Genomic DNA, 18,277 nt, shown 5'->3' with positions numbered 1-18,277 from the left:
TCCTTGGTCTGCTCATGTCTGGACTCCTTCTTTGTTGGGCATGCGCCACTGGCCAGTCAGCAGCTTCTGCATCAGGCCCCGCTTCTGCCGCTTGAGGGCAGCAAGCGACTGGCCGAGCAGGTCAATCTCCTCGCGCAGGGCGTTGAGATAGCGGGCGATGGCAGTTTGGGTGGCGAAATCGGGTAGTACGACGGGGAAGGCTTCAACGTCGGCACGATAAACATGGGGGATGCCGGAGCCTGTTCGTAGCGCCATCATTCGGTGTTGTTGGCCTTTCAGGTAGTGAAACAGGTATGACACATCGACATCTGGTGATAGTTTCTTCAACGCGAAGCAGTCTCCACCGCACCAAAATCGTTCGGGGTTGAATCGAATGAAGCCGCAAGAGTTGCCGCCGCTGCTGATCGTGATCGTCTCCGCCTCGCAGTTCCATTCGGTGGTGCGGCCAGAGGGTTTGATGCCGCCATTGAGCGCGTAGTACGTCCCGTCCTCGACCATGGCATCCTTGTTGAGTTGCTGCCCCTTCCACACGGTGGCAATGTCGGAAAGCGCCACGGTTCGCCACTTGCCGCCGCGATTGCGCTCGGCAATTTCGTGGGCGAAGGAGCCATCGTGGCTGCGAGGATGATGGCCACGGCTGATCAGGCGCGAGAGCTCGTGGGTGTAGTGCCGCTCCTTCGCCGCGATCAGTTGCTCGGTTTTCTGGATGGCGGTGTTCCAAGCGGCGAAGAGATCGACGATCCTTTTCTGCTCAGCAATCTCCGGAAGAAGCAGTTCCAACTGTTTGTAGGCACTGACGTTGAAATGCTTTAGCGCCAGCCCTCCTTGCGTTCCAAGTACATGGCGCCTGCCGACGGGAGAGTTTGTAAACTCGGCAAGATACTCGGGGAGAACCTGGCCCTGATGAGGGCGCGCAAATACTATGTCGATGCAGTTTGACCCTGCGTACTCTTCGGTAACGACGCAAGCAGTGCCCGGCGCACCAGAACGAACAACTAGAACGTCGCCAGCTTTGAGCGATGATTTCAAGTTTGCCCGGTGCCCTTCAGGAGATAAGTAGACCCAGTCGCGATCAACAACGCGATTTTCGCCAATATTCGCTGATCGAAAAGCTCGGATGCCTTGGCTAGGTGCGACGTAGTATTGCGATGGCTGGATAACGATACCTACGCTGACAGTTTCGCAAACGTCTGCAACATGTACTCGTCTCCACATGGCAAGTTCCTGGGGGGCTGGCGTCATTTCTTCCCCCCCCGCCCCTTGCCTTCCAGTTGCCGCTCCACCTGCTCCAGCGCCGCCATATCCTCCGCATCCGCCGCCAGCCGTTCCGCCTCGCGCCGGGCGGCGTCGAAACGCTCGTAGCGTTCCAGCGCCAGCTTCTCCGCCACGTCCGACCGCAGCTTGCCGGCGTGGGTGAGCACGTCGCGCTCGTTGAACTGCAGGAAGGCGTCGAGCTTGTCTTCCCAGTCGCGCATGGTCATGGTCTTGCGGCGCCGGGCCTGGTCTTCGGCATAGTCGAGGTACATGACGACGATGCGGTCGAGGGCCTCGATCTCTTCGCGGCTCAGGTAATTCTTGGCGATGGTCACGTCCTGTTTGCGCACCCGGCCGCCTTGCCAGGTGGTGAGACCCATGTTGGGCAGGGCGGGGTCGGAACGTTCGGCGACGATTTCCGCCGCGGTGCGGCCGGTGACGGCCCAGAGCATCTTGTTCTGCACCTTCTTGAAGAACAGCTGGGCGGCCTCGGACTGGCCGTCGTAGTCGACGGCAGTGGCGTAGATGTCGCGGATTTTCTGGTAGAAGCGCTTCTCCGAGGCGCGGATGTCGCGGATGCGGGCCAGCAGCTCATCGAAGTAGTCCCAGCCGCCGGGCTCCTTGAGGCGGGCATCGTCGAGGACGAAACCCTTGACCAGATACTCCCGCAGGTGGGTGGTGGCCCATTGCCGGAACTGGGTGCCGCGCGGGGAGCGCACCCGGTAGCCGACGGCCAGGATCATGTCGAGGTTGTAAGTCTTTGTTTTGTAGTTCTTCCCGTCACTGGCAGTTGTCAAGTATTCCTTGACGACTGCTGGCGACAGTTCGCCCTCGGCCAGAATGTTTTTGATGTGCAGGCTGATGTTCTGTTTGGACGTATCGAACAGGGTGGCCATTTCGAGCTGGGTGAGCCACACCGTGCCGCCCTCGGCGCGCAGCTGGACGGCGACACTGCCGTCCTCGGCGGTATAGAGGATGAGCTCACCGGAAGTCATACGCCCAACTCCTTCAGGTACTGCTTCATCCTGGCCCGGACCTCGGCCAGTTCGCCTTCCAGACGCTCGATTTCCTTTTCCACGGCGGCGACGTCGATTTCCTCCTCTTCCTCGAAGGTGTCGACGTAGCGGGGGATGTTGAGGTTGAAGTCGTTCTCGGCGATCTCGTCCAGCGTGGCGAGGTGGGCATACTTGTCCACGGCCTGGCGCGCCTGGAAGGTGTCGACGATCTTTTTCATGTGCGCGTCGAGCAGGGTGTTCTGGTTCTTGCCGGACTGGTATTCGCGGCTGGCGTCGATGAACAGCACGTCCTTGCAGGTTTCGCGGGGGCCGCCCTTTTCCCGCGCCCGGTCGAAGACCAGGATGGCGACGGGAATCGAGGTGGTGGGGAAGAGGTTGCCGGGCAGGCCGATCACGGCATCGAGCAGGTTTTCCTCGATCAGGGCGCGGCGGATGCAGCCCTCGGCGCCGCCCCGGAACAGCACGCCGTGGGGCACGACGACGGCGACGCGCCCTTCCTGCGGCAGGGCGACTTCGATCATGTGCGAGATGAAGGCATAGTCGCCCTTGGACTTGGGCGGCATGCCGCGCCAGAAGCGGCTGTAGCGGTCGGCCTCGACTTCCTTGCCGCCCCATTTATCGAGGCTGAACGGCGGATTGGCGACGACGACGTTGAAGCGCATCAGACGGTCGTTCTCGACCAGCGCCGGGCTGTTGAGGGTGTCGCCCCATTCGATGCGGGCGGCGTCCTTGCCGTGCAGGAACATGTTCATGCGCGCCAGCGCCCAGGTGCTGCCATTCACCTCCTGGCCGAACAGGGCGAAGTCGCGGCTGCCCTGCGCCTCCACCAGCGCAGCGGCCTCGATCAGCAGGCCACCGGAACCGCAGGCCGGGTCGCAGATGCGGTCGCCGGGTTTCGGCGCGGCCAGTTGGGCCAGCAGACGGGACACCTGCTTGGGCGTGTAGAACTCGCCCGCCTTCTTGCCGGCGTCCGACGCGAAGCGCTCGATCAGGTAAATGTAAGTGTTGCCGATCACGTCCTCGGAGACGCGGGAGGGGCGCAGGTCGAGCTTGGCGAAGTCGTTGAGCAGGTTTTCCAGGCGGCGGTTGCGATCCTTGGTCTTGCCGAGGTTGGCTTCGGAATTGAAGTCGATGTTGCGGAACACGCCTTCGAGCTTGGCCTTGTTGGCTTCCTCGATGTGGTCGAGCACGATGTTGATCAGTTCGCCGAGATTGGCTTCCTTGCGCCGGTCGTAGAGGGCGTAGAAGTCGGCCAGGAAGCGCTCCGTCACCTTGCCGTCTTCATCCTTGAATTCCACATAGGGCAGGATGAAGCGTTCGCGCGCAAGCCGGCGGCGGATGCGCTCCTCGTTGTCGCCGTATTCGCGCTGGTACTCGGCGTAATGGTCGGCCCACAGGTCGCTGATGTACTTGAGGAACAGCATCACCAGGATGTAATCCTTGTACTGGGCCGGATCGACGACGCCCCGGAATGTGTCGCAGGCAGCCCAGGCGGTGCTGTTGACGTCTTGTTGCGTGATCTGGTCGGTCATTGACTTCCCTTTCTTGCGTACCGCATGAGAATTCCCTCGGCGAGTCGTTTTTTTTGTGCGGCAATACCTGCCATCAGCGCCTGCTCGCGCTGTGCGAGTCGCGCGACATCCACGATCCTGCGTTGCCGGGCCATACTGGGCACCGGCACGTCCATGTCCAGAAGCGCCTCCTTGCTGATCATCCGCACGGAGGTGCCTTCGGCCAATGCTGCCAGATTCGCCTGCGTCGCCGGCAGGTTGATGAACCAGTGCAGGTAGGCAGGCAGCACTTTGCGCGGGCGGATCAGGAGCATCGGGGCGGCGAGCACGGCTTCACCGATGTCCGCTGCAACCAGGGCGACGGAATTGCTGCGCCCACGAGAACGGAAAACGAGATCGCCCTCCTGGATCAAGTGGTGCCCTTTGCCTTCGGGCAGCGAGATCTTGATCGCATCCTCGGTGTGCAGCAGGTTGGCGTCGTCGATGTCCTTCATTTGAATCACCGCGACATCGCCCGCCGGATCGTGCTCAAGGCGTGACCGGAAGGGGTAGCCCATACGGACATCGGCAATATCACCCAGCTTCATTCTGCAAAAACTCGATTACGACGATCATGACGATCGACATCATAGGCACGACGATTTCACATATCAATCTGTCGTAACGGCGTTTTTGTAGAAATGTCATCGGTCCAGCACTGCCGCCATCCACGCCAAGCTGGAACGGCTGCAGCAACTCGCCGACGACCACTTCGGCCATGCCCCCGATGCCATCCATTGGGGCCTCGTCGGTGACCTCGGGCGGGCGGAAGCTGGGCTGGATGGTCTGCTGGCGATCTTCGGCGGCGACGATGAGTGACGATGGACGGTAGCGCAATGCCGCGCTCGCGCCCCCCACATTGGAATATCGTCAGGAAGAACCCCTCTTGCCCGGGTATCCCCTTTCCAGCCGACCCTAACAATAGAGGCCGACCGCCACCATCATCACGATCATCACCGTCGGCGTGATGATCGTGGCAGTCGTGACGATGCCCGCCTATGGTTGTGTTCGGCATGGAAGGGATGTCCCGTCTCTCGCTCACCCCCTCGGCCCGAAACCCGCTTGTAATCGCGGGGTCAAGCCTCGTCCAGCCACGGTCAAATGGAGAAAAGAGAGGATTCCGGGCCCCAGCGGCGAGGAAAATGCGCCCTGAGGTTGGAGGCGAAACACCAGACCTCGCCAAAAGCCTCGCCAGTGCTGGCGGTTCCGGCCAAAAGAAAAGCCCCGCAGAATCGGGGCTGGAGGGAATATGGTGGTGATGGGGGGACTTGAACCCTCGACCTACGGATTATGAATCCGTCGCTCTAACCGGCTGAGCTACATCACCACGAAGGGGCGGAATTATCCCGGTCGGCCGCCGGCCTTGTCAAGTTCGGCGCGGCACGCGACAATGCGCGCATGGATTACGACCTGATCATCGTCGGCGGCGGTCTCGCCGGTCTGTCTCTGGCCGTGGCGCTGCGCAAGAGCCGCCTGAAAATCGCCGTCGTCGAGGCGCATCCGCCCGTCCGGCCAGAAGGCTGGGATGCGCGCGTGTATGCGATCAGCCCGGCCAACGTGCGCTTCCTCGATGAAATCGGCATCTGGCGGCACCTCGATCTGACGCGCTGCCAGAAGGTCACCCGGATGTCGGTGCATGGCGACCGTGGCGGCGCGTTGGAATTCTCGGCCTACGCGAGCGGTGTGGAAGCGCTGGCGTGGATCATGGAAGCGTCATTGCTGCATGCCGAGCTGTGGGAAACCGCCAAGCGCCAGGGCAACGCCGATCTGCTGTGTCCGGCCACCCCCGCGCTACTCGACATCGGCGACAGCGAGGTAGTGCTGGAGCTGACCGACCACCGCGCCTTGACCGCCCGGCTGATCGTCGCGGCCGACGGCGCGGATTCCTGGACGCGTGAGGCTGCCGGCATCGAGGTCGAATTCCAGCCTTACGACCAGATGGGGGTGGTGGCGAATTTCCGCGCTGGCCAACCGCATTTTGGCACCGCCTGGCAATGGTTCCTCGCCGACGGCATCCTGGCGTATCTGCCGCTGCCGAATGATCTGATCTCGATCGTCTGGTCGACGCCGACCGCGCATGCGCAGGAATTGCTCTCGCTCGATCCGGCCGCATTCTGCGATCGGGTCGCGGCGGCGGGCTGTTACCGGCTCGGTGCGCTGGCGCTGGTCACGCCGCCCGCGGCATTTCCGCTGCGGCTGATGCGCGCGCCACGCACCGTCGCGCCGCGGCTGGCGCTGATCGGCGATGCGGCGCACACCATCCATCCGCTCTCTGGCCACGGCATCAATCTCGGCTTCCAGGACGCCAAAAGCCTGGCGGAAACGCTCGCCGCCTGCCCGGAACACTTCGATTGCGGGGATCTTTACTGGCTGCGCCGCCACGAGCGCGCCCGCCGCGAGGAGGTCCTCGCGCTGCAATCCGTCACCCACGGGCTGCAGCGCCTGTTCGCCGTGCCGCAGCTACCCGTCGCCGCGCTGCGCAATCTTGGCATGAACCTTTTCGACCGCCTGCCGGTCATAAAGGACGCTCTCGCCCGCTACGCGATGGGTTGAGCGCCCCCAACCGTCGTCCCACAACCTCTGGAGATTCAATGAAGCTCAGCAAAACGATCATCGGCAGCCTGGCTGCCCTGGTGCTCGCCCAGGCAGCCTTGGCCGGCGAAGCGGAAGTCAAGAAGACCGTCGATTCGGTGCTCGCCGACTTGTTCGGCCCCGGCACCAAGGCCGATGCGGTGCGCAAGCTCGACAAGTTCAACCTCTATGAGATCCAGATCGGCGGCGACCTGCTCTACACCGACGAGAAGGTCGGCTTCCTGATCAACGGCGACGTGCTCGACGTGCAGGCGAAGAAGAACCTCACCGAGGAGCGCAAGCAGAAACTCTCGCAAGTGAAGTTCTCCGAACTGCCACTCGATCTGGCGGTCAAGCAGGTCAAGGGCAATGGCAAGCGGCTGCTGGTCACGTTCGAAGACCCGAACTGCACCTACTGCCGCAAGCTGGCAAAGGAACTGCAAGGGGTGACTGACGTGACGGTCTACACCTTCCTCTACCCGATCCTCTCGCCGGACTCTGCCGAGAAATCGAAGAACATCTGGTGCGCCAGCGACCGCGCCAAGGCTTGGAACGACCTGATGCTCGAAGGCAAGCAGCCGGCCAGCGGCAATTGCAGCCATCCAACTGAGAAGGTCGTCGCGCTCGGCCGCAAACTCAACATCCGCGGGACGCCGGCGCTGATCTTCGCCGACGGCTCACGCATCCCTGGCTACATGCCGGCGGCGATGCTCGAAAAAGCCCTCGACAAGGGCAGCGCGAACATCAAGTGACAGGCTGGCGGGGTGCCGTCCCGCCAGCGCCGATTTTTAGCAGCCCGATCCGGTTTCTGCCGGCAGGGAGTCTTACCAGAGCGTGTCGCGTTCGGCACTCGCCGAGACCTTGTGGATCGTGAGATCCGCCCCCTCGAATTCCTCTTCGGCATCGAGCCGGATGCCGACTGCGGCTTTCAACCCGCCATAGACGAGGAGTCCGCCGGCGAACGCGATTGCCAAGCCCAGCAACGTGCCGGTGAGTTGGCTAAAAAAGCTCACGCCGCCCAGTCCGCCCAAGGCCGTGGTGCCGAAGAGGCCCGCCGCGATGCCGCCCCAAGCGCCACACAAGCCATGCAACGGCCAGACGCCGAGCACGTCGTCGATCTTCCAGCGGTTCTGGGTGATCGTGAACATCACGACGAACAGCGCGCCGGCCACCCCGCCCGTCACCAGCGCACCGAGCGGATGCATCAGATCGGAACCGGCGCAGACCGCGACGAGTCCGGCCAACGGGCCGTTATGCACGAAGCCCGGGTCGTTTCGGCCCATGACGAGGGCGACGAGTGTGCCGCCAACCATCGCCATCAGCGAATTCATTGCCACCAGGCCGGAGATTTTTTCGAGCGTCTGGGCGCTCATCACGTTGAAGCCAAACCAGCCGACGATCAGGATCCAGGCGCCGAGTGCGAGAAAGGGAATGCTGGAGGGAGGATGCACGCCGGCGATGCCGCCATCCTTGTGATAGCGGCCGCGCCGCGCGCCGAGCATCAGCACGGCGGCAAGACCAATCCAGCCGCCGACCGCATGCACCACCACCGAGCCGGCGAAATCGTGGAACTCCGCGCCGAACGTCGCCGCCAGCCAGCCCTGGATGCCGAAGGCCTGATTCCACGCGATGCCCTCGAAGAAGGGATAGACGAAGCCCACCAGTAGGAAGGTGGCGGCCAGTTGCGGGGTGAATCTGGCGCGTTCGGCGATGCCGCCCGAGACGATCGCCGGGATCGCGGCCGCGAAGGTGAGCAGGAAGAAGAACTTGACGAGATCGTAGCCGTTCTTGGCCATCAGCGTCTCGGCGCCGGAGAAGAAATGCACGCCATAGGCAATGCCGTAGCCGATGAAGAAATAGGCCAGCGTCGACACCGAGAAATCGCACAGGATCTTGACCAGCGCATTGACCTGGTTCTTGCGCCGCACGGTGCCGAGCTCGAGGAAGGCGAAGCCGGCGTGCATCGCCAGGATCATGATCGCGCCGAGGAGAATGAACAATACGTCAGCTGAAGTCTTGAAATGCTCCATGGTGGTGCCCTGAGATTGCAAATGGACAACCATGGAGCAACAAGTGTTCCAGAATGAAATTTATTTAGAATCAATATATTAAAATGGTACGGCTCTTGCGCCGCACCATATTGGCGCCCAATACGCACGAAGTTGGTGCGTTCGTCCGTTCAAATCAATAATGCGCTCCCTCATCCCACATGTCAGGCGTGAAGCGCACCACCTTGTTGCGTCCGGTGGTCTTGGCCTTGTAGAGCGCGACGTCGGCGAACTTGACCACCTGCCAGAAGGTGTCGGAGTCTTCAGGGTATTCGGCGACGCCGATCGAGAGGGTTTTCTGCAGCATGCCGCCGGGCAGCGAGATTTTGGTGGATTCCACCTCGGCGCGGATCTTCTCGGCGACCTTCAGGGCGCCTTCCGCGCCGGTATCGAGCAGCAGGACCAGAAACTCCTCGCCCCCGTAGCGCACCGCCATGTCGGAACTGCGTATATTGCGCTGCAGGATGTCGGCGAGCGTCTTGATCACCTTGTCGCCGGCTTCGTGGCCGTGCGTGTCGTTGACCTGCTTGAAGAAATCCAGATCGAGCATCAACACGGAGAACGGGCTCTTCCTGCGCTGGCTGCCCGCCACGAGGGCGCTGACGTATTCTTCGAGGAAGCGGCGGTTGTAAAGCCCCGTCATCGCATCGCGCAGCGCATTCTCGCGCAGATGCTCCATCAGCCGCTTGGCTTCCAACACCGGGCCGGCCTCACGCAGATAGACGGCCAAAAACGGCGCCATCAGGCGCGTCAAATCAGCTTCCTCTCTGGAGACGACGATCTGCGTCACGCAGCCGGCCATGCCGGACTGGATCATCGGCAGGCAGATATGCGTATCCCCTTCCTCTCCCGGGCGGAACATCGTGCATAAGCCTGGCTGGGCGATGGCATCGACCTCGTGACCGGTGCGTTTGGCGCGGCAGAAGCTCGCATCGACGAGGATCTGCGGATCGCACCAGCGACAGTTCGCCCCCATCTCGCCATCGACGAGCATCGGCGTCATGCGGTTCTTGCTGTTGGCGATCTCGTAGATCGAGTAGCGCTTGAAGTCGAACTTGCGCTCGAGGACATCGCCCAGACGCCGGTAGATCTCATGCTTGGTCTGGTCTTCCTCGATCGCCTGTTTGAACTGCGAGGCTTCGACCAGACTGTCGACCATCTCGGTGGTCAGCACCAGCTGATTGCCACCCTGAGTGCAACGCTGGCCGATGAGCTGGCTGACGCGCGATTGGATCCTCGTGATCTCACGCTCCAGGAAATCCATCAGCTTGTTGATGTTACCGGCGATCTCACCCACCTCGTCGGTGCTCGTCTGCCGGATGCGACCGGAAAAGTTGCCGCCGACCGCTTGGGAAGTGACGTCGCGCACCGCCTCGGCGGTTTCCGAGAGTGGATTCAACATGCGTCGCAACAGGTAAAGGGAGACGAGCGCGGCAAGGAAAACGATCAGGCTGACGAAGGCAACGGCGAAGACGCCTTCATGACGGACTTCTTTGAGGTCGATGTCGATGCTCACCGCGCCGAGCACCGTGCCGTTCGTCACGGCGTGACATTGCAGGCAGTTCGGGATGCCCTGGTCATTGGCGATGTAGGGGAGGACGGCATGGAAGACCGGCCCCTCGGCGGCATCGACGACTTCGAAGACCTCCTTGCCCGTGGCGAATACCCGTTCGATGCCATCGCTGCGGACGGTTTCAGCCGCCAGCCCCGGACCGAACTGATCGATGACGGCCGTGCCACGGACCACGCGCACCTCGAGGACACCGGGCACGCTCGCCACGCGGGAAAGGAACTGCTGGCGCTTGTCGATGGTGCCGTTGATCATGCTCTCGGTGAGCCCGACCTTGACGGTTTCGGCCACCGAGCGCGCATGCCGCTCGGCCATGTAGAGCGAAAAGCGACGGTAACTGAAAGCCGACAATGCCGTCAGCATCACCACCAGCAGGGCCAGGATGGCGACGAAGAACAGCGTGGCTTTGTGCTTCAGTTTGTTCAGGATCCTTCCTCCCTTCAGGCCGGATTCTATGCCTTTCGTTAAGGTTCCAGCCAGCGGGGCAGCAATACCCACACCCTGCCCTTCTGGCGCATCCGGCCGGCCAGCGCGCCCGCCTCCGGCCCGCTGCCCCAAAAGAAATCGGCGCGCACCGGGCCCCTGATCGCGCCGCCGGTATCCTGCGCCAGCATCAGCCGGGCGAGCGTCTCCTGGCCATTCGGGCGCGTCGTCGCTAGCCAGACCGGTGCGCCCAAAGGGATGAAACGCGGATCGACGGCGAGCGAGCGCTCGGGCGTCAAGGGCACGCCCAAGGCGCCAGGCGGACCAGAGCCATCGGCGGGCAGCTCGCGGAAGAAGACCAGGCTCGGATTGGCGTTGAGCAGTTCCTGCAGGCGCTGCGAGTTGCGCTCGGCCCAGGCGCGGATGCCCTGCATCGAGGCTTCGTGAGGTTTGAGTTCATTCTGCTCGATCAGCCAGCTGCCGATCGAACGATAGGGATGGCCGTTCTGGTCGGCGTAGCCGATCCTGACCCGGCTGCCATCGTCGAGCACCACTTGTCCCGATCCCTGGATTTGCAGGAAGAAAAAGTCGATCGGGTCGTCGAGCCAGAGGAGTGCCTGATCGGCGCGTCTTTCTTCTTCCGCCGTCCATTCGGCACGGCTGTAATAGGGGATCAGCCGCCGGCCGTCGAGCCGACCGCGCAGCCGCATGTTTTTCAGCTCCGGGTAAAGGCTGGCCAGATCGACGACGATCAGATCGTCCGGCGGGCCAAACACCGGGGTCAGATACGGCGGTTTGCGGGTGCGGCTGCCGCGCACGACGGGCTCGTAATAGCCGGTGATGAGACCTTCACGACCGCCGTCCGGCGCGACCATCTGCCAGGGCCGGAAATTCGCCTCGAACCACGCTTTCGCTGCGCCGGGTGCCGTCACGCCAGCGCCGACTTTTGGAGGTGAGTCGGCGCCCGGCGGGACGCTCTCATTTCCCCCAGCGCCGACTTTCTGCGCCGACTCGCAGGTCGACAGCCACAAGGGCCGTTTGGCGAGCGTCGCGCATTGCCCTTTGAACAGTTCGAGCACGGCGGCGTGGTCTTCGTTTTCCCAGCCGGGCAAGTCGCTCCACTGGGCGAGCTGGAACGGTTTGACGGCTGGCTTGGGCGCTTCGACGGCAGGGCAAGGCGGACAGGGGGTTGGCGCCGGGGCGACGGCACAACCGGCAAGCCAGACGAGAAGTGCTAAATTCCAGAGCTTCACGACCGGAAGCTTACCCGATGCAAGGACTCGAAGCTCTCATCCGCCGCCTCGAAAGCCTCGTCGAGCGCGCCGAAAACCTGTTGCCGCCGCCCCCCGCCCCGCCGGACTGGTCGGCCATCGCCTACCGCTGGCGCGGGCGCCTCATGCCCGTGCATCATCCGCACAAGATTCGACTGGCCGACTTGAAGGGCGTCGAGGCGCAAAAGGCGGCGATCGACCGCAACACGCGCCAGTTCGTCGCCGGCCGGCCGGCGAACAACGTCCTGCTCACCGGCGCGCGCGGCACCGGCAAATCTTCGCTCGTCAAAGGCGTGCTCGCCAAATATGCCAAGCGCGGCTTGCGGCTGATCGAGGTCGATCGCGACGATCTCGTCGATCTGCCGGAGATCATCGAGCTCATCACGGGCCGGCCCGAACGCTTCGTCGTCTTCTGCGACGACTTGTCGTTCGACGCGTCGGAACCCGGCTACAAGGCTTTGAAAAGCGCGCTCGACGGCTCGATCGCCGGCGCGCCCGAGAACCTGCTGATCTACGCCACCTCGAACCGCCGCCATCTGATGCCCGAGCGGATGAGCGAGAACCTCGAAGCGACGCGCACGGCCGATGGCGAAATCCATCCCGGCGAGACCACCGAGGAAAAAATCTCGCTCTCCGAGCGCTTCGGGCTGTGGCTGTCGTTCTATCCGTTCGATCAGGATCACTATCTCGACATCTGCATGCATTGGCTGCGCCAGTTCGGCATCGATGAAAACTCGGCGCTGGCGGCACGGCAGGAAGCGCTGCAATGGGCCTTGCAGCGCGGCAGCCGTTCCGGCCGCGTCGCCTGGCAGTTCGCGCGCGATTACGCCGGCAGGATCAAGTGAAGATCACGCGCGTCGCAGCCGCGGTCATCCTGCGCGCAGACGGCAGCTTCCTGCTCGGGCGGCGCGCACCCGGCACCTACTATCCCGGCTACTGGGAATTTCCCGGCGGCAAGGTCGAAGCGGGTGAGACGCCGCATGATGCGCTGGTGCGCGAGCTCGCCGAGGAGCTCGGCATCGAGGTCATCGCCGCCACACCCTGGATCGTGCGCGAGCACGTCTATGAGCATGCCCATGTGCGGCTGCACTTCTTCCGCGTGACACAGTGGCGCGGCGAAATCGTCGATCATGTGCATGATGCGCTCGCCTGGCAAACGCCCGGCGCCGAAACCGTCGCGCCGATGCTGCCGGCCAACGCCCCCGTGCTTGCCGCGCTCACCCTGCCGGGGGTCTATGGCATCACCCATGCGTGGCAAATCGGCCTGGCGGCGCAGCTCGCCGCGCTGGATGCGGCGCTCGCCCATGGCCTCAAGCTCGTGCAGCTACGCGAAGTCGCGCTGCCGGAAATGCAGCGCGAAGCCTTCGCCGCCGCAGCGGTGTCACGTTGCCGGCAATACGGCGCACGCGTGCTGGTCAATGGTGATGCCCAGCTCGCCCGCGCCATCGGCGCCGACGGGCTGCACCTGCCGGCGCGCCAGCTGCTGGTGCTCGACCGGCGCCCGCCTTTTCCGCTCGTCGCCGCCTCCTGCCATGAACGGCATGAATTGGAACATGCCGCGCGCCTCGGGCTCGACTTCGCCGTGGCCGGACCAGTGTTGCCGACGGCGAGCCATCCGCATGATGCCGGCATCGGCTGGGAACGCTTCGCGGCGCTGATCCGTGATCTTCCGCTGCCGGTCTATGCGATCGGCGGCCTGTCGCCCGCCGATCTGCCCGCGGCCCTTGCCGCCGGCGCGCAGGGCATCGCCGCTATCCGCGCGGCGTGGCGTCCGGATCCGGCGCGCTGAAGTCGTCGGGCGGCGCCTCGCCCGGCACGCGATATTCCTCGTTCGCCCAGGCGCCGAGGTCGATCTTCTTGCAGCGTTCCGAACAGAACGGCCGGAACGGGCTTTGCGGCCCCCAGGGCACGGGCTTGCCGCATTGTGGGCAGTTGACGATGCGGGGTTGCGTCACAAATTACAAAAAGTCAGCTCGAAATAAATGTCGGTTTCGGTTTGACGCGGGCGCATTTCGGTGTCGGGCACCGTGAAGCGGATGTTGAGCGCATATTTGTTGGCGCTGATCTCCGGCACGGCGGCCTGGCTCTTCGGCACGCGCAGGCGGATGAGCTGAGCGGTGCGCCCCGAGAGCATCAGCTGGAAGGCGCCACGCTGCGCGCACTGCTGCTCGGGATGGCCCGAGGCGCGCAACAGCCGCAGCACGATGCCCAGCCCATCACGAAGCGGCAGCAGCGGGGTAATCCAGCCTTCCAGCTCGCCGCGGCGCTGTGCCGGGTCGCGGTTGAGCCAGTAGTGATAGGACGGCAGATCGAATTCGCAGACGCCACCGGGAATGCCGGTGCGGTTCTTGATGCTCATCAGCCATTCGTTCTCGCGCAGGTGCTGGCCGGTCTTGCCCTGCATCGCCAAAAGCGCCGCGGAAGCCTGCTCGATCTCGTAGAGGGCGCCATTGAGCGCCTCTTCGGAGATGTCGGGATTGTTGCGGAAGCCGAGCAGCGTCTGACGCTGGCGTTCGAGTTCCTGGACCAGATCGATCTTCAGATCGGCGCGGCAGACCACCTCGAAGATGTCGAACAGCGTCACCAGCGCGACATGGTGCGATTCGGGATCGTCCGCACGGACGAAATGCTCGCAGCGATCGAACAGGTCCTCGAGCCGCAGCAGGGTGCGGATACGCTCGTTCAGTGGGTAATCGTAGGTGATCAAGCGGCGGCTCGCGGGTAAACTCGTCGAATTCTGAGCCAAACGGCGATAAATCTCAACCCGAACTCGACGATGAATCGCCCGCAATCAATCGTTTTGCCCACTCCGGCGGGCGCGCGCCAGCGCGAGATATTTTTCGTGCAGTTGCGTAACCTGGACATCGAGCTCGGCAAGACCCCGAGAGTTGTCGATGACATCGTCCGCGGCAGCGAGACGTGCCGCGCGGCTGGCCTGCGCCGCGATGATCGCTTGCACCTCGCCACGCGACAGGCCGCTTCTGGCCATCACCCGTGCGATCTGCAATTCTTCAGGGCAATCGACGACGCAGACGCGATCGACACGGGAACGGAAATCGCCCGATTCGACCAGCAGCGGCACGACCAGGATCGCATACTCGGCGCTGGCAAGACGGCCCAGCCGCGCCTCGCTCTCGGCACGGATCAGCGGATGCAGGATCGCTTCGAGCCGCTTGCGCGCTGCGGGCTCCGCGAACACGAGCCGGCGCATCGCAGCGCGGTCGAGTGCGCCGTCGGCCGTCAGCACCGCATCGCCGAAGGCCGCACGGATCGGCGCGATCGCGGCGCCGCCCGGCGCGGTCAGCTCGTGAGCGATCGCATCGGTATCGACGATCGGGACGCCGCGGGCGGCGAAACGCTCGGCGACAGCGCTCTTGCCGCTGCCGATGCCGCCGGTCAGGCCGACGACGAAGCTCATTCGGCGCGGGTGACGGTGAGCTTGTCGGGCGCCAGCTGTTGCATCAGCCGCGCGGGCTCGCGCCCCGCTTCCCGGCTGCCGGCATATCCCTGCCCCCAGACGAAGAGCACGATGTTCGCAAACAGCAGGATCAGGAACGCGAGGCGCATGACCCGGCTAACCGACCTTCGGCAGATGCCTGAGCGACTCCTGGATCGCTTCGGCCGGATACTCGAAATCTTCGAGCTTGCCGGCGAAATAGCTCTCGTAGGCGCTCATGTCGAAATGGCCGTGGCCGGAGAGATTGAAGAACAGCGTCTTCGGCTCACCGGTCTGTTTGCAGCGCAAGGCTTCGTCGATGCAGGCACGGATCGCGTGGGCCGATTCCGGCGCCGGGATGATGCCTTCGGCGCGCGCGAACATCACGCCGGCCTCGAAGGTCGCCACCTGCGGCACGGCCACCGCCTCGATCAGCTTCTCGTGGTAGAGCTGCGAGATCAACGGGCTGTCGCCGTGGTAGCGCAGACCACCGGCATGGATGCCCGGCGGCATGAAGTCGTGGCCGAGCGTGTACATCTTCATCAGCGGTGTGTAGCCGGAAGCATCGCCATAGTCATAGGCATAGACGCCCTTGGTCAGCGTCGGACAGGAGGCCGGCTCGACGGCGACGAAGCGGATCTTCTGCGCGCGGGCATCGCCCGCCGCCGCATCGCCAAGGAAGGGGAAAGTCGCGCCGGCGAAGTTGCAGCCACCGCCGCAGGGCGCGAACATCATGTCGGGATACTCGCCGATCTTCTCGAACTGCTTCTTCGCTTCGAGACCGATCACCGTCTGGTGCAACAGCACGTGGTTGAGCACCGAGCCCAGCGCATACTTGGTGCCGGGGGTCGTCACGGCTTCCTCGACCGCTTCGGAGATCGCGATGCCGAGGCTGCCGGGATTCTGGGGATCCCGCGCCAGCACGTCGCGGCCGGCCTTGGTGAGATTCGTCGGGCTGGCGAGCACTTCGCCGCCCCAGGTCTGCATCATCAGGCGGCGGTAGGGCTTCTGCTCGTAACTCACCTTGACCATGAAGATGCGCACCGGCAGACCAAACATCTGGCCGGCGAGTGACAGCGACGAACCCCACTGGCCGGCGCCGGTCTCGGTCACCAGGCGCTTGGTGCCGGCGATCTTGTTCAGGTAAGCCTGCGCCACGGCGGAATTCGGTTTGTGCGAGCCGGCCGGCGAGACACCTTCATACTTGTAGAAGATCTTCGCCGGGGTGTCGAGCATCTTTTCCAGCCGCTCGGCGCGGCACAAGGGGCTTGGCCGCCACAGCGCATAGATCTTGCGCACCTCCTCGGGAATCGGAATCCAGCGCTCGGCGCTCATCTCCTGTTCGAGGATCGTCTCGGGGAAGATCGCCAGCATCTTGTCCGGTGAGACCGGCTGGCCGTCCGGGCCGAGCGGCGGCGCCGGCGGATTCTTCAGGTCCGCGACGATGTTGTACCAATGCGTCGGAATTTCGGATTCATCGAGGATGACGCGCGTCTGAGCCATGGCTCCCTCCCGTAGGTCGTTGTTGGATGGATGAAAATCTTAACAGCCGGCCGCCACTCGTGCCAGCCCTTCGAGCACCAGATTGTCGATGCGGCGAACCGGTAGATCGAGATGCGGCGCCAACGCATCGGCGCCGCCACCCGAGAGCAGCACGCAAAAGTCGGCGCTGGTGGGACGGCACGCCGCTTTTGCCATGCGCTCGATCGCGCCGAGCGTGGCGGCAAGACAGCCACTTTCGATCGCATCGTCGGTATTGGTCGGCAATTCGCGATAGCGGCCACGCGCTTCGGGCAACCCGGCGGTATTGCGGGCGAGCGACCGACGCATCAATTCAAGACCCGGCAGGATCAGTCCGCCGCGAAAGCGGCCCGAGGCATCGAGCACGTCGATCGTCGTCGCGGTGCCCATCATCACGACGAGCGCGGCGCCCCTGTGAAAACCGCGCGCGCCGATCAGCGCCGCCCAGCGGTCGGCACCGAGTCGTGAGGGGTCGTCATAGGCATTGGTCACCCCGCAGCAGGCAGCGCTGCTCCTGAACCATGTCAGCGGCACGTCGAGGTTAGCCGCCAGCGCTTCGATGCGCGTCGCCACCTCCGGCCCGGCGACATTGCAGGCGAGCATGCGGTCGACGCCAGCCGGCAAGGCCGACGCCAGCGCGACGCAGTCGGCATGCGCACAAACGCCTTGCGCGCGCCAGCGCGCACCGTCATGCCCGCCCCCGGCGGCGGCGTCCCACAGTCCCCATTTCAGGCGCGTATTGCCGGCGTCGATGCAGAGGATCATGAAACGGGCCTCAATGAGACTTCGCCGGAGAGCACGCGCTCGATGCGCCCGTCGCTCTCGAACAGCAGCGCGCCATCGCGATCGACGCCCCGGCAGATGCCTGCGCGCGGTGACGCGAAATCGGCGAGAAGCCGGATAGGCGCATCCTCGAATGCATGGCGCGCCCGCCACGCCTCGCGCAAGGCGCCGAAGCCATGGCGGGCGAAGATTTCCAGCGTCGTTTTGAGTTCGCTCAGGATCGCAGCGAGCAGGATGTTCGGCTCGGCATCGGTATCGAGCGCTGCGCTGATGGCGCGCAATTCCTCCGGCATCGCGGCCGGGAGCTTCAGGTTCAGGCCGATGCCGATCACTGCGGCATGCGGCGCCCCCGGCACCAGCTCGACGAGGATGCCGGCGAGCTTCCTGCCGCCCTTCATCACATCGTTGGGCCATTTCAGTGCCGTATCGCCAACGCCGAGTTTCGTCAGCGCCTGGGTGACCGCCAACCCGGCCGCCAGAGACAGACCCTGCGGCAGGGTTCCTGGCGCGAAACGCCACAGCAATGAAAACGTCAGGCTGTCGCCGGGCGCGGAAAGCCATGCCCGCCCCCGCCGCCCCCGACCGGCCGTCTGCCTTTCGGCGACGATCACCATGCCCGAAGGCGCGCCGGCCTCGGCACGGGCGAGCAGCAGCGCATTGGTCGACGCGCATTCCGGCAGCAGCTCGGCGTCGAAATAGCGGGCATCGGCACCGAGCGCCTGGACGAGGACGGAATGATCGAACATCGCGAAACTATACCGCCGCAGCCTCCTGCCACCGCGCAATTGCAAGTGTTTGTAACAAACTGCTGACCATCGGCCGCGGCCTGCGTTA

The 18,277-nt window shown here is 64.0% G+C and carries 19 protein-coding genes and 1 tRNA gene; 4 read left to right on the top strand and 16 right to left on the bottom strand.

All coding sequences use genetic code 11. The features are described 5' to 3' along the window. Window positions 1-12: 12 nt before the first annotated feature. The 6 genes from M52SOB_RS01320 to M52SOB_RS01295 form a co-directional block, all read right to left on the bottom strand. On the bottom strand, window positions 13-1,242 hold the full coding sequence (locus tag M52SOB_RS01320; protein WP_131110133.1) for a restriction endonuclease subunit S: 1,230 nt from the start codon (window positions 1,240-1,242) through the stop codon (window positions 13-15). Next, on the bottom strand, window positions 1,239-2,249 hold the full coding sequence (locus M52SOB_RS01315) for a virulence RhuM family protein (protein WP_131110131.1): 1,011 nt from the start codon (window positions 2,247-2,249) through the stop codon (window positions 1,239-1,241). Before M52SOB_RS01315 ends, M52SOB_RS01320 begins: the two co-directional genes overlap by 4 nt. After that, on the bottom strand, window positions 2,246-3,802 hold the full coding sequence (locus M52SOB_RS01310; RefSeq protein ID WP_131110129.1) for a type I restriction-modification system subunit M: 1,557 nt from the start codon (window positions 3,800-3,802) through the stop codon (window positions 2,246-2,248). Before M52SOB_RS01310 ends, M52SOB_RS01315 begins: the two co-directional genes overlap by 4 nt. Further along, window positions 3,799-4,368, bottom strand: coding sequence for a restriction endonuclease subunit S (locus M52SOB_RS01305; RefSeq protein ID WP_131110128.1), 570 nt, complete (start codon window positions 4,366-4,368; stop codon window positions 3,799-3,801). The genes M52SOB_RS01310 and M52SOB_RS01305 overlap by 4 nt, the downstream gene beginning before the upstream one ends. Further along, on the bottom strand, window positions 4,355-4,657 hold the full coding sequence (locus tag M52SOB_RS01300) for a hypothetical protein (RefSeq protein ID WP_131110126.1): 303 nt from the start codon (window positions 4,655-4,657) through the stop codon (window positions 4,355-4,357). Before M52SOB_RS01300 ends, M52SOB_RS01305 begins: the two co-directional genes overlap by 14 nt. Before the next feature lie 413 nt (window positions 4,658-5,070). Continuing rightward, window positions 5,071-5,147, bottom strand: a tRNA-Met gene (locus M52SOB_RS01295). A gap of 71 nt (window positions 5,148-5,218) precedes the next feature. Here M52SOB_RS01295 and M52SOB_RS01290 point away from each other — a divergent pair. Beyond that, the gene (locus tag M52SOB_RS01290) at window positions 5,219-6,373 is read left to right on the top strand and encodes a UbiH/UbiF family hydroxylase (RefSeq protein ID WP_131110124.1); all 1,155 of its coding nucleotides are present in this window, start codon (window positions 5,219-5,221) and stop codon (window positions 6,371-6,373) included. A gap of 38 nt (window positions 6,374-6,411) precedes the next feature. Then, window positions 6,412-7,143, top strand: a complete 732-nt coding sequence (locus M52SOB_RS01285) for a DsbC family protein (protein WP_131110122.1) — start codon at window positions 6,412-6,414, stop codon at window positions 7,141-7,143. Between the two features lie 72 nt (window positions 7,144-7,215). Here M52SOB_RS01285 and M52SOB_RS01280 read toward each other — a convergent pair whose 3' ends face one another. From M52SOB_RS01280 to mltA, 3 genes are all read right to left on the bottom strand, one after another. Further along, complete coding sequence (locus M52SOB_RS01280) at window positions 7,216-8,421, bottom strand: ammonium transporter (protein ID WP_131110120.1); 1,206 nt, start codon at window positions 8,419-8,421, stop codon at window positions 7,216-7,218. A gap of 154 nt (window positions 8,422-8,575) precedes the next feature. Further along, window positions 8,576-10,507: a sensor domain-containing diguanylate cyclase gene (locus M52SOB_RS01275; RefSeq protein ID WP_284155143.1), complete on the bottom strand. Its 1,932-nt coding sequence runs from the start codon at window positions 10,505-10,507 to the stop codon at window positions 8,576-8,578. Then, window positions 10,474-11,685, bottom strand: coding sequence for a murein transglycosylase A (gene mltA / locus M52SOB_RS01270; protein WP_172601717.1), 1,212 nt, complete (start codon window positions 11,683-11,685; stop codon window positions 10,474-10,476). Before mltA ends, M52SOB_RS01275 begins: the two co-directional genes overlap by 34 nt. A 17-nt stretch (window positions 11,686-11,702) precedes the next feature. Here mltA and M52SOB_RS01265 point away from each other — a divergent pair, with 17 nt between their 5' ends. Then, the gene (locus tag M52SOB_RS01265) at window positions 11,703-12,548 is read left to right on the top strand and encodes an ATP-binding protein (protein WP_131110118.1); all 846 of its coding nucleotides are present in this window, start codon (window positions 11,703-11,705) and stop codon (window positions 12,546-12,548) included. Continuing rightward, window positions 12,545-13,492 (top strand): Nudix family hydrolase, encoded by a 948-nt coding sequence (locus tag M52SOB_RS01260; protein WP_284155142.1) that lies wholly within the window; start codon window positions 12,545-12,547, stop codon window positions 13,490-13,492. Before M52SOB_RS01265 ends, M52SOB_RS01260 begins: the two co-directional genes overlap by 4 nt. On the opposite strand, the gene yacG is transcribed toward M52SOB_RS01260, so the two are convergent. From yacG to M52SOB_RS01230, 7 genes are all read right to left on the bottom strand, one after another. Continuing rightward, window positions 13,455-13,658: a DNA gyrase inhibitor YacG gene (gene yacG / locus M52SOB_RS01255; protein ID WP_131110114.1), complete on the bottom strand. Its 204-nt coding sequence runs from the start codon at window positions 13,656-13,658 to the stop codon at window positions 13,455-13,457. The two genes, M52SOB_RS01260 and yacG, sit on opposite strands and share 38 nt — an antisense overlap. Beyond that, complete coding sequence (zapD, locus tag M52SOB_RS01250) at window positions 13,655-14,410, bottom strand: cell division protein ZapD (protein ID WP_131110112.1); 756 nt, start codon at window positions 14,408-14,410, stop codon at window positions 13,655-13,657. Before zapD ends, yacG begins: the two co-directional genes overlap by 4 nt. Window positions 14,411-14,494: 84 nt before the next feature. Next, the gene (coaE, locus tag M52SOB_RS01245) at window positions 14,495-15,121 is read right to left on the bottom strand and encodes a dephospho-CoA kinase (RefSeq protein WP_131110110.1); all 627 of its coding nucleotides are present in this window, start codon (window positions 15,119-15,121) and stop codon (window positions 14,495-14,497) included. Then, window positions 15,118-15,270, bottom strand: a complete 153-nt coding sequence (locus M52SOB_RS13885) for a hypothetical protein (RefSeq protein ID WP_172601716.1) — start codon at window positions 15,268-15,270, stop codon at window positions 15,118-15,120. Before M52SOB_RS13885 ends, coaE begins: the two co-directional genes overlap by 4 nt. 7 nt (window positions 15,271-15,277) lie before the next feature. Beyond that, a complete protein-coding gene (locus M52SOB_RS01240; RefSeq protein ID WP_131110108.1) occupies window positions 15,278-16,642 on the bottom strand; it encodes a TrpB-like pyridoxal phosphate-dependent enzyme in 1,365 nt (454 codons plus the stop codon). A gap of 39 nt (window positions 16,643-16,681) precedes the next feature. After that, a complete protein-coding gene (locus M52SOB_RS01235) occupies window positions 16,682-17,425 on the bottom strand; it encodes a type III pantothenate kinase (RefSeq protein WP_131110106.1) in 744 nt (247 codons plus the stop codon). Beyond that, window positions 17,422-18,189, bottom strand: coding sequence for a biotin--[acetyl-CoA-carboxylase] ligase (locus tag M52SOB_RS01230; protein WP_131110104.1), 768 nt, complete (start codon window positions 18,187-18,189; stop codon window positions 17,422-17,424). The genes M52SOB_RS01235 and M52SOB_RS01230 overlap by 4 nt, the downstream gene beginning before the upstream one ends. Window positions 18,190-18,277: the final 88 nt, after the last annotated feature.

The organism is Sulfuricystis thermophila (assembly GCF_004323595.1).
Lineage (GTDB): Bacteria > Pseudomonadota > Gammaproteobacteria > Burkholderiales > Rhodocyclaceae > Sulfuricystis > Sulfuricystis thermophila.
The sequence above is the reverse complement of the archived record's forward strand: the minus strand, read 5'-3'. Positions and strand labels throughout refer to the sequence as shown.

What these genes read in the sequence shown, in the direction of transcription:
- M52SOB_RS01290 (WP_131110124.1), top strand. Translation starts at nt 5,219, where the DNA reads ATGGATTACGACCTGATCATCGTCGGCGGCGGTCTCGCCGGTCTGTCT.
- M52SOB_RS01285 (WP_131110122.1), top strand. Translation starts at nt 6,412, where the DNA reads ATGAAGCTCAGCAAAACGATCATCGGCAGCCTGGCTGCCCTGGTGCTC.
- M52SOB_RS01315 (WP_131110131.1), bottom strand. Translation starts at nt 2,249, where the DNA reads ATGACTTCCGGTGAGCTCATCCTCTATACCGCCGAGGACGGCAGTGTC.
- M52SOB_RS01265 (WP_131110118.1), top strand. Translation starts at nt 11,703, where the DNA reads ATGCAAGGACTCGAAGCTCTCATCCGCCGCCTCGAAAGCCTCGTCGAG.
- M52SOB_RS01280 (WP_131110120.1), bottom strand. Translation starts at nt 8,421, where the DNA reads ATGGAGCATTTCAAGACTTCAGCTGACGTATTGTTCATTCTCCTCGGC.
- M52SOB_RS01240 (WP_131110108.1), bottom strand. Translation starts at nt 16,642, where the DNA reads ATGGCTCAGACGCGCGTCATCCTCGATGAATCCGAAATTCCGACGCAT.
- coaE (WP_131110110.1), bottom strand. Translation starts at nt 15,121, where the DNA reads ATGAGCTTCGTCGTCGGCCTGACCGGCGGCATCGGCAGCGGCAAGAGC.
- M52SOB_RS13885 (WP_172601716.1), bottom strand. Translation starts at nt 15,270, where the DNA reads ATGCGCCTCGCGTTCCTGATCCTGCTGTTTGCGAACATCGTGCTCTTC.
- M52SOB_RS01305 (WP_131110128.1), bottom strand. Translation starts at nt 4,368, where the DNA reads ATGAAGCTGGGTGATATTGCCGATGTCCGTATGGGCTACCCCTTCCGG.
- M52SOB_RS01310 (WP_131110129.1), bottom strand. Translation starts at nt 3,802, where the DNA reads ATGACCGACCAGATCACGCAACAAGACGTCAACAGCACCGCCTGGGCT.
- M52SOB_RS01235 (WP_131110106.1), bottom strand. Translation starts at nt 17,425, where the DNA reads ATGATCCTCTGCATCGACGCCGGCAATACGCGCCTGAAATGGGGACTG.
- M52SOB_RS01230 (WP_131110104.1), bottom strand. Translation starts at nt 18,189, where the DNA reads ATGTTCGATCATTCCGTCCTCGTCCAGGCGCTCGGTGCCGATGCCCGC.
- M52SOB_RS01320 (WP_131110133.1), bottom strand. Translation starts at nt 1,242, where the DNA reads ATGACGCCAGCCCCCCAGGAACTTGCCATGTGGAGACGAGTACATGTT.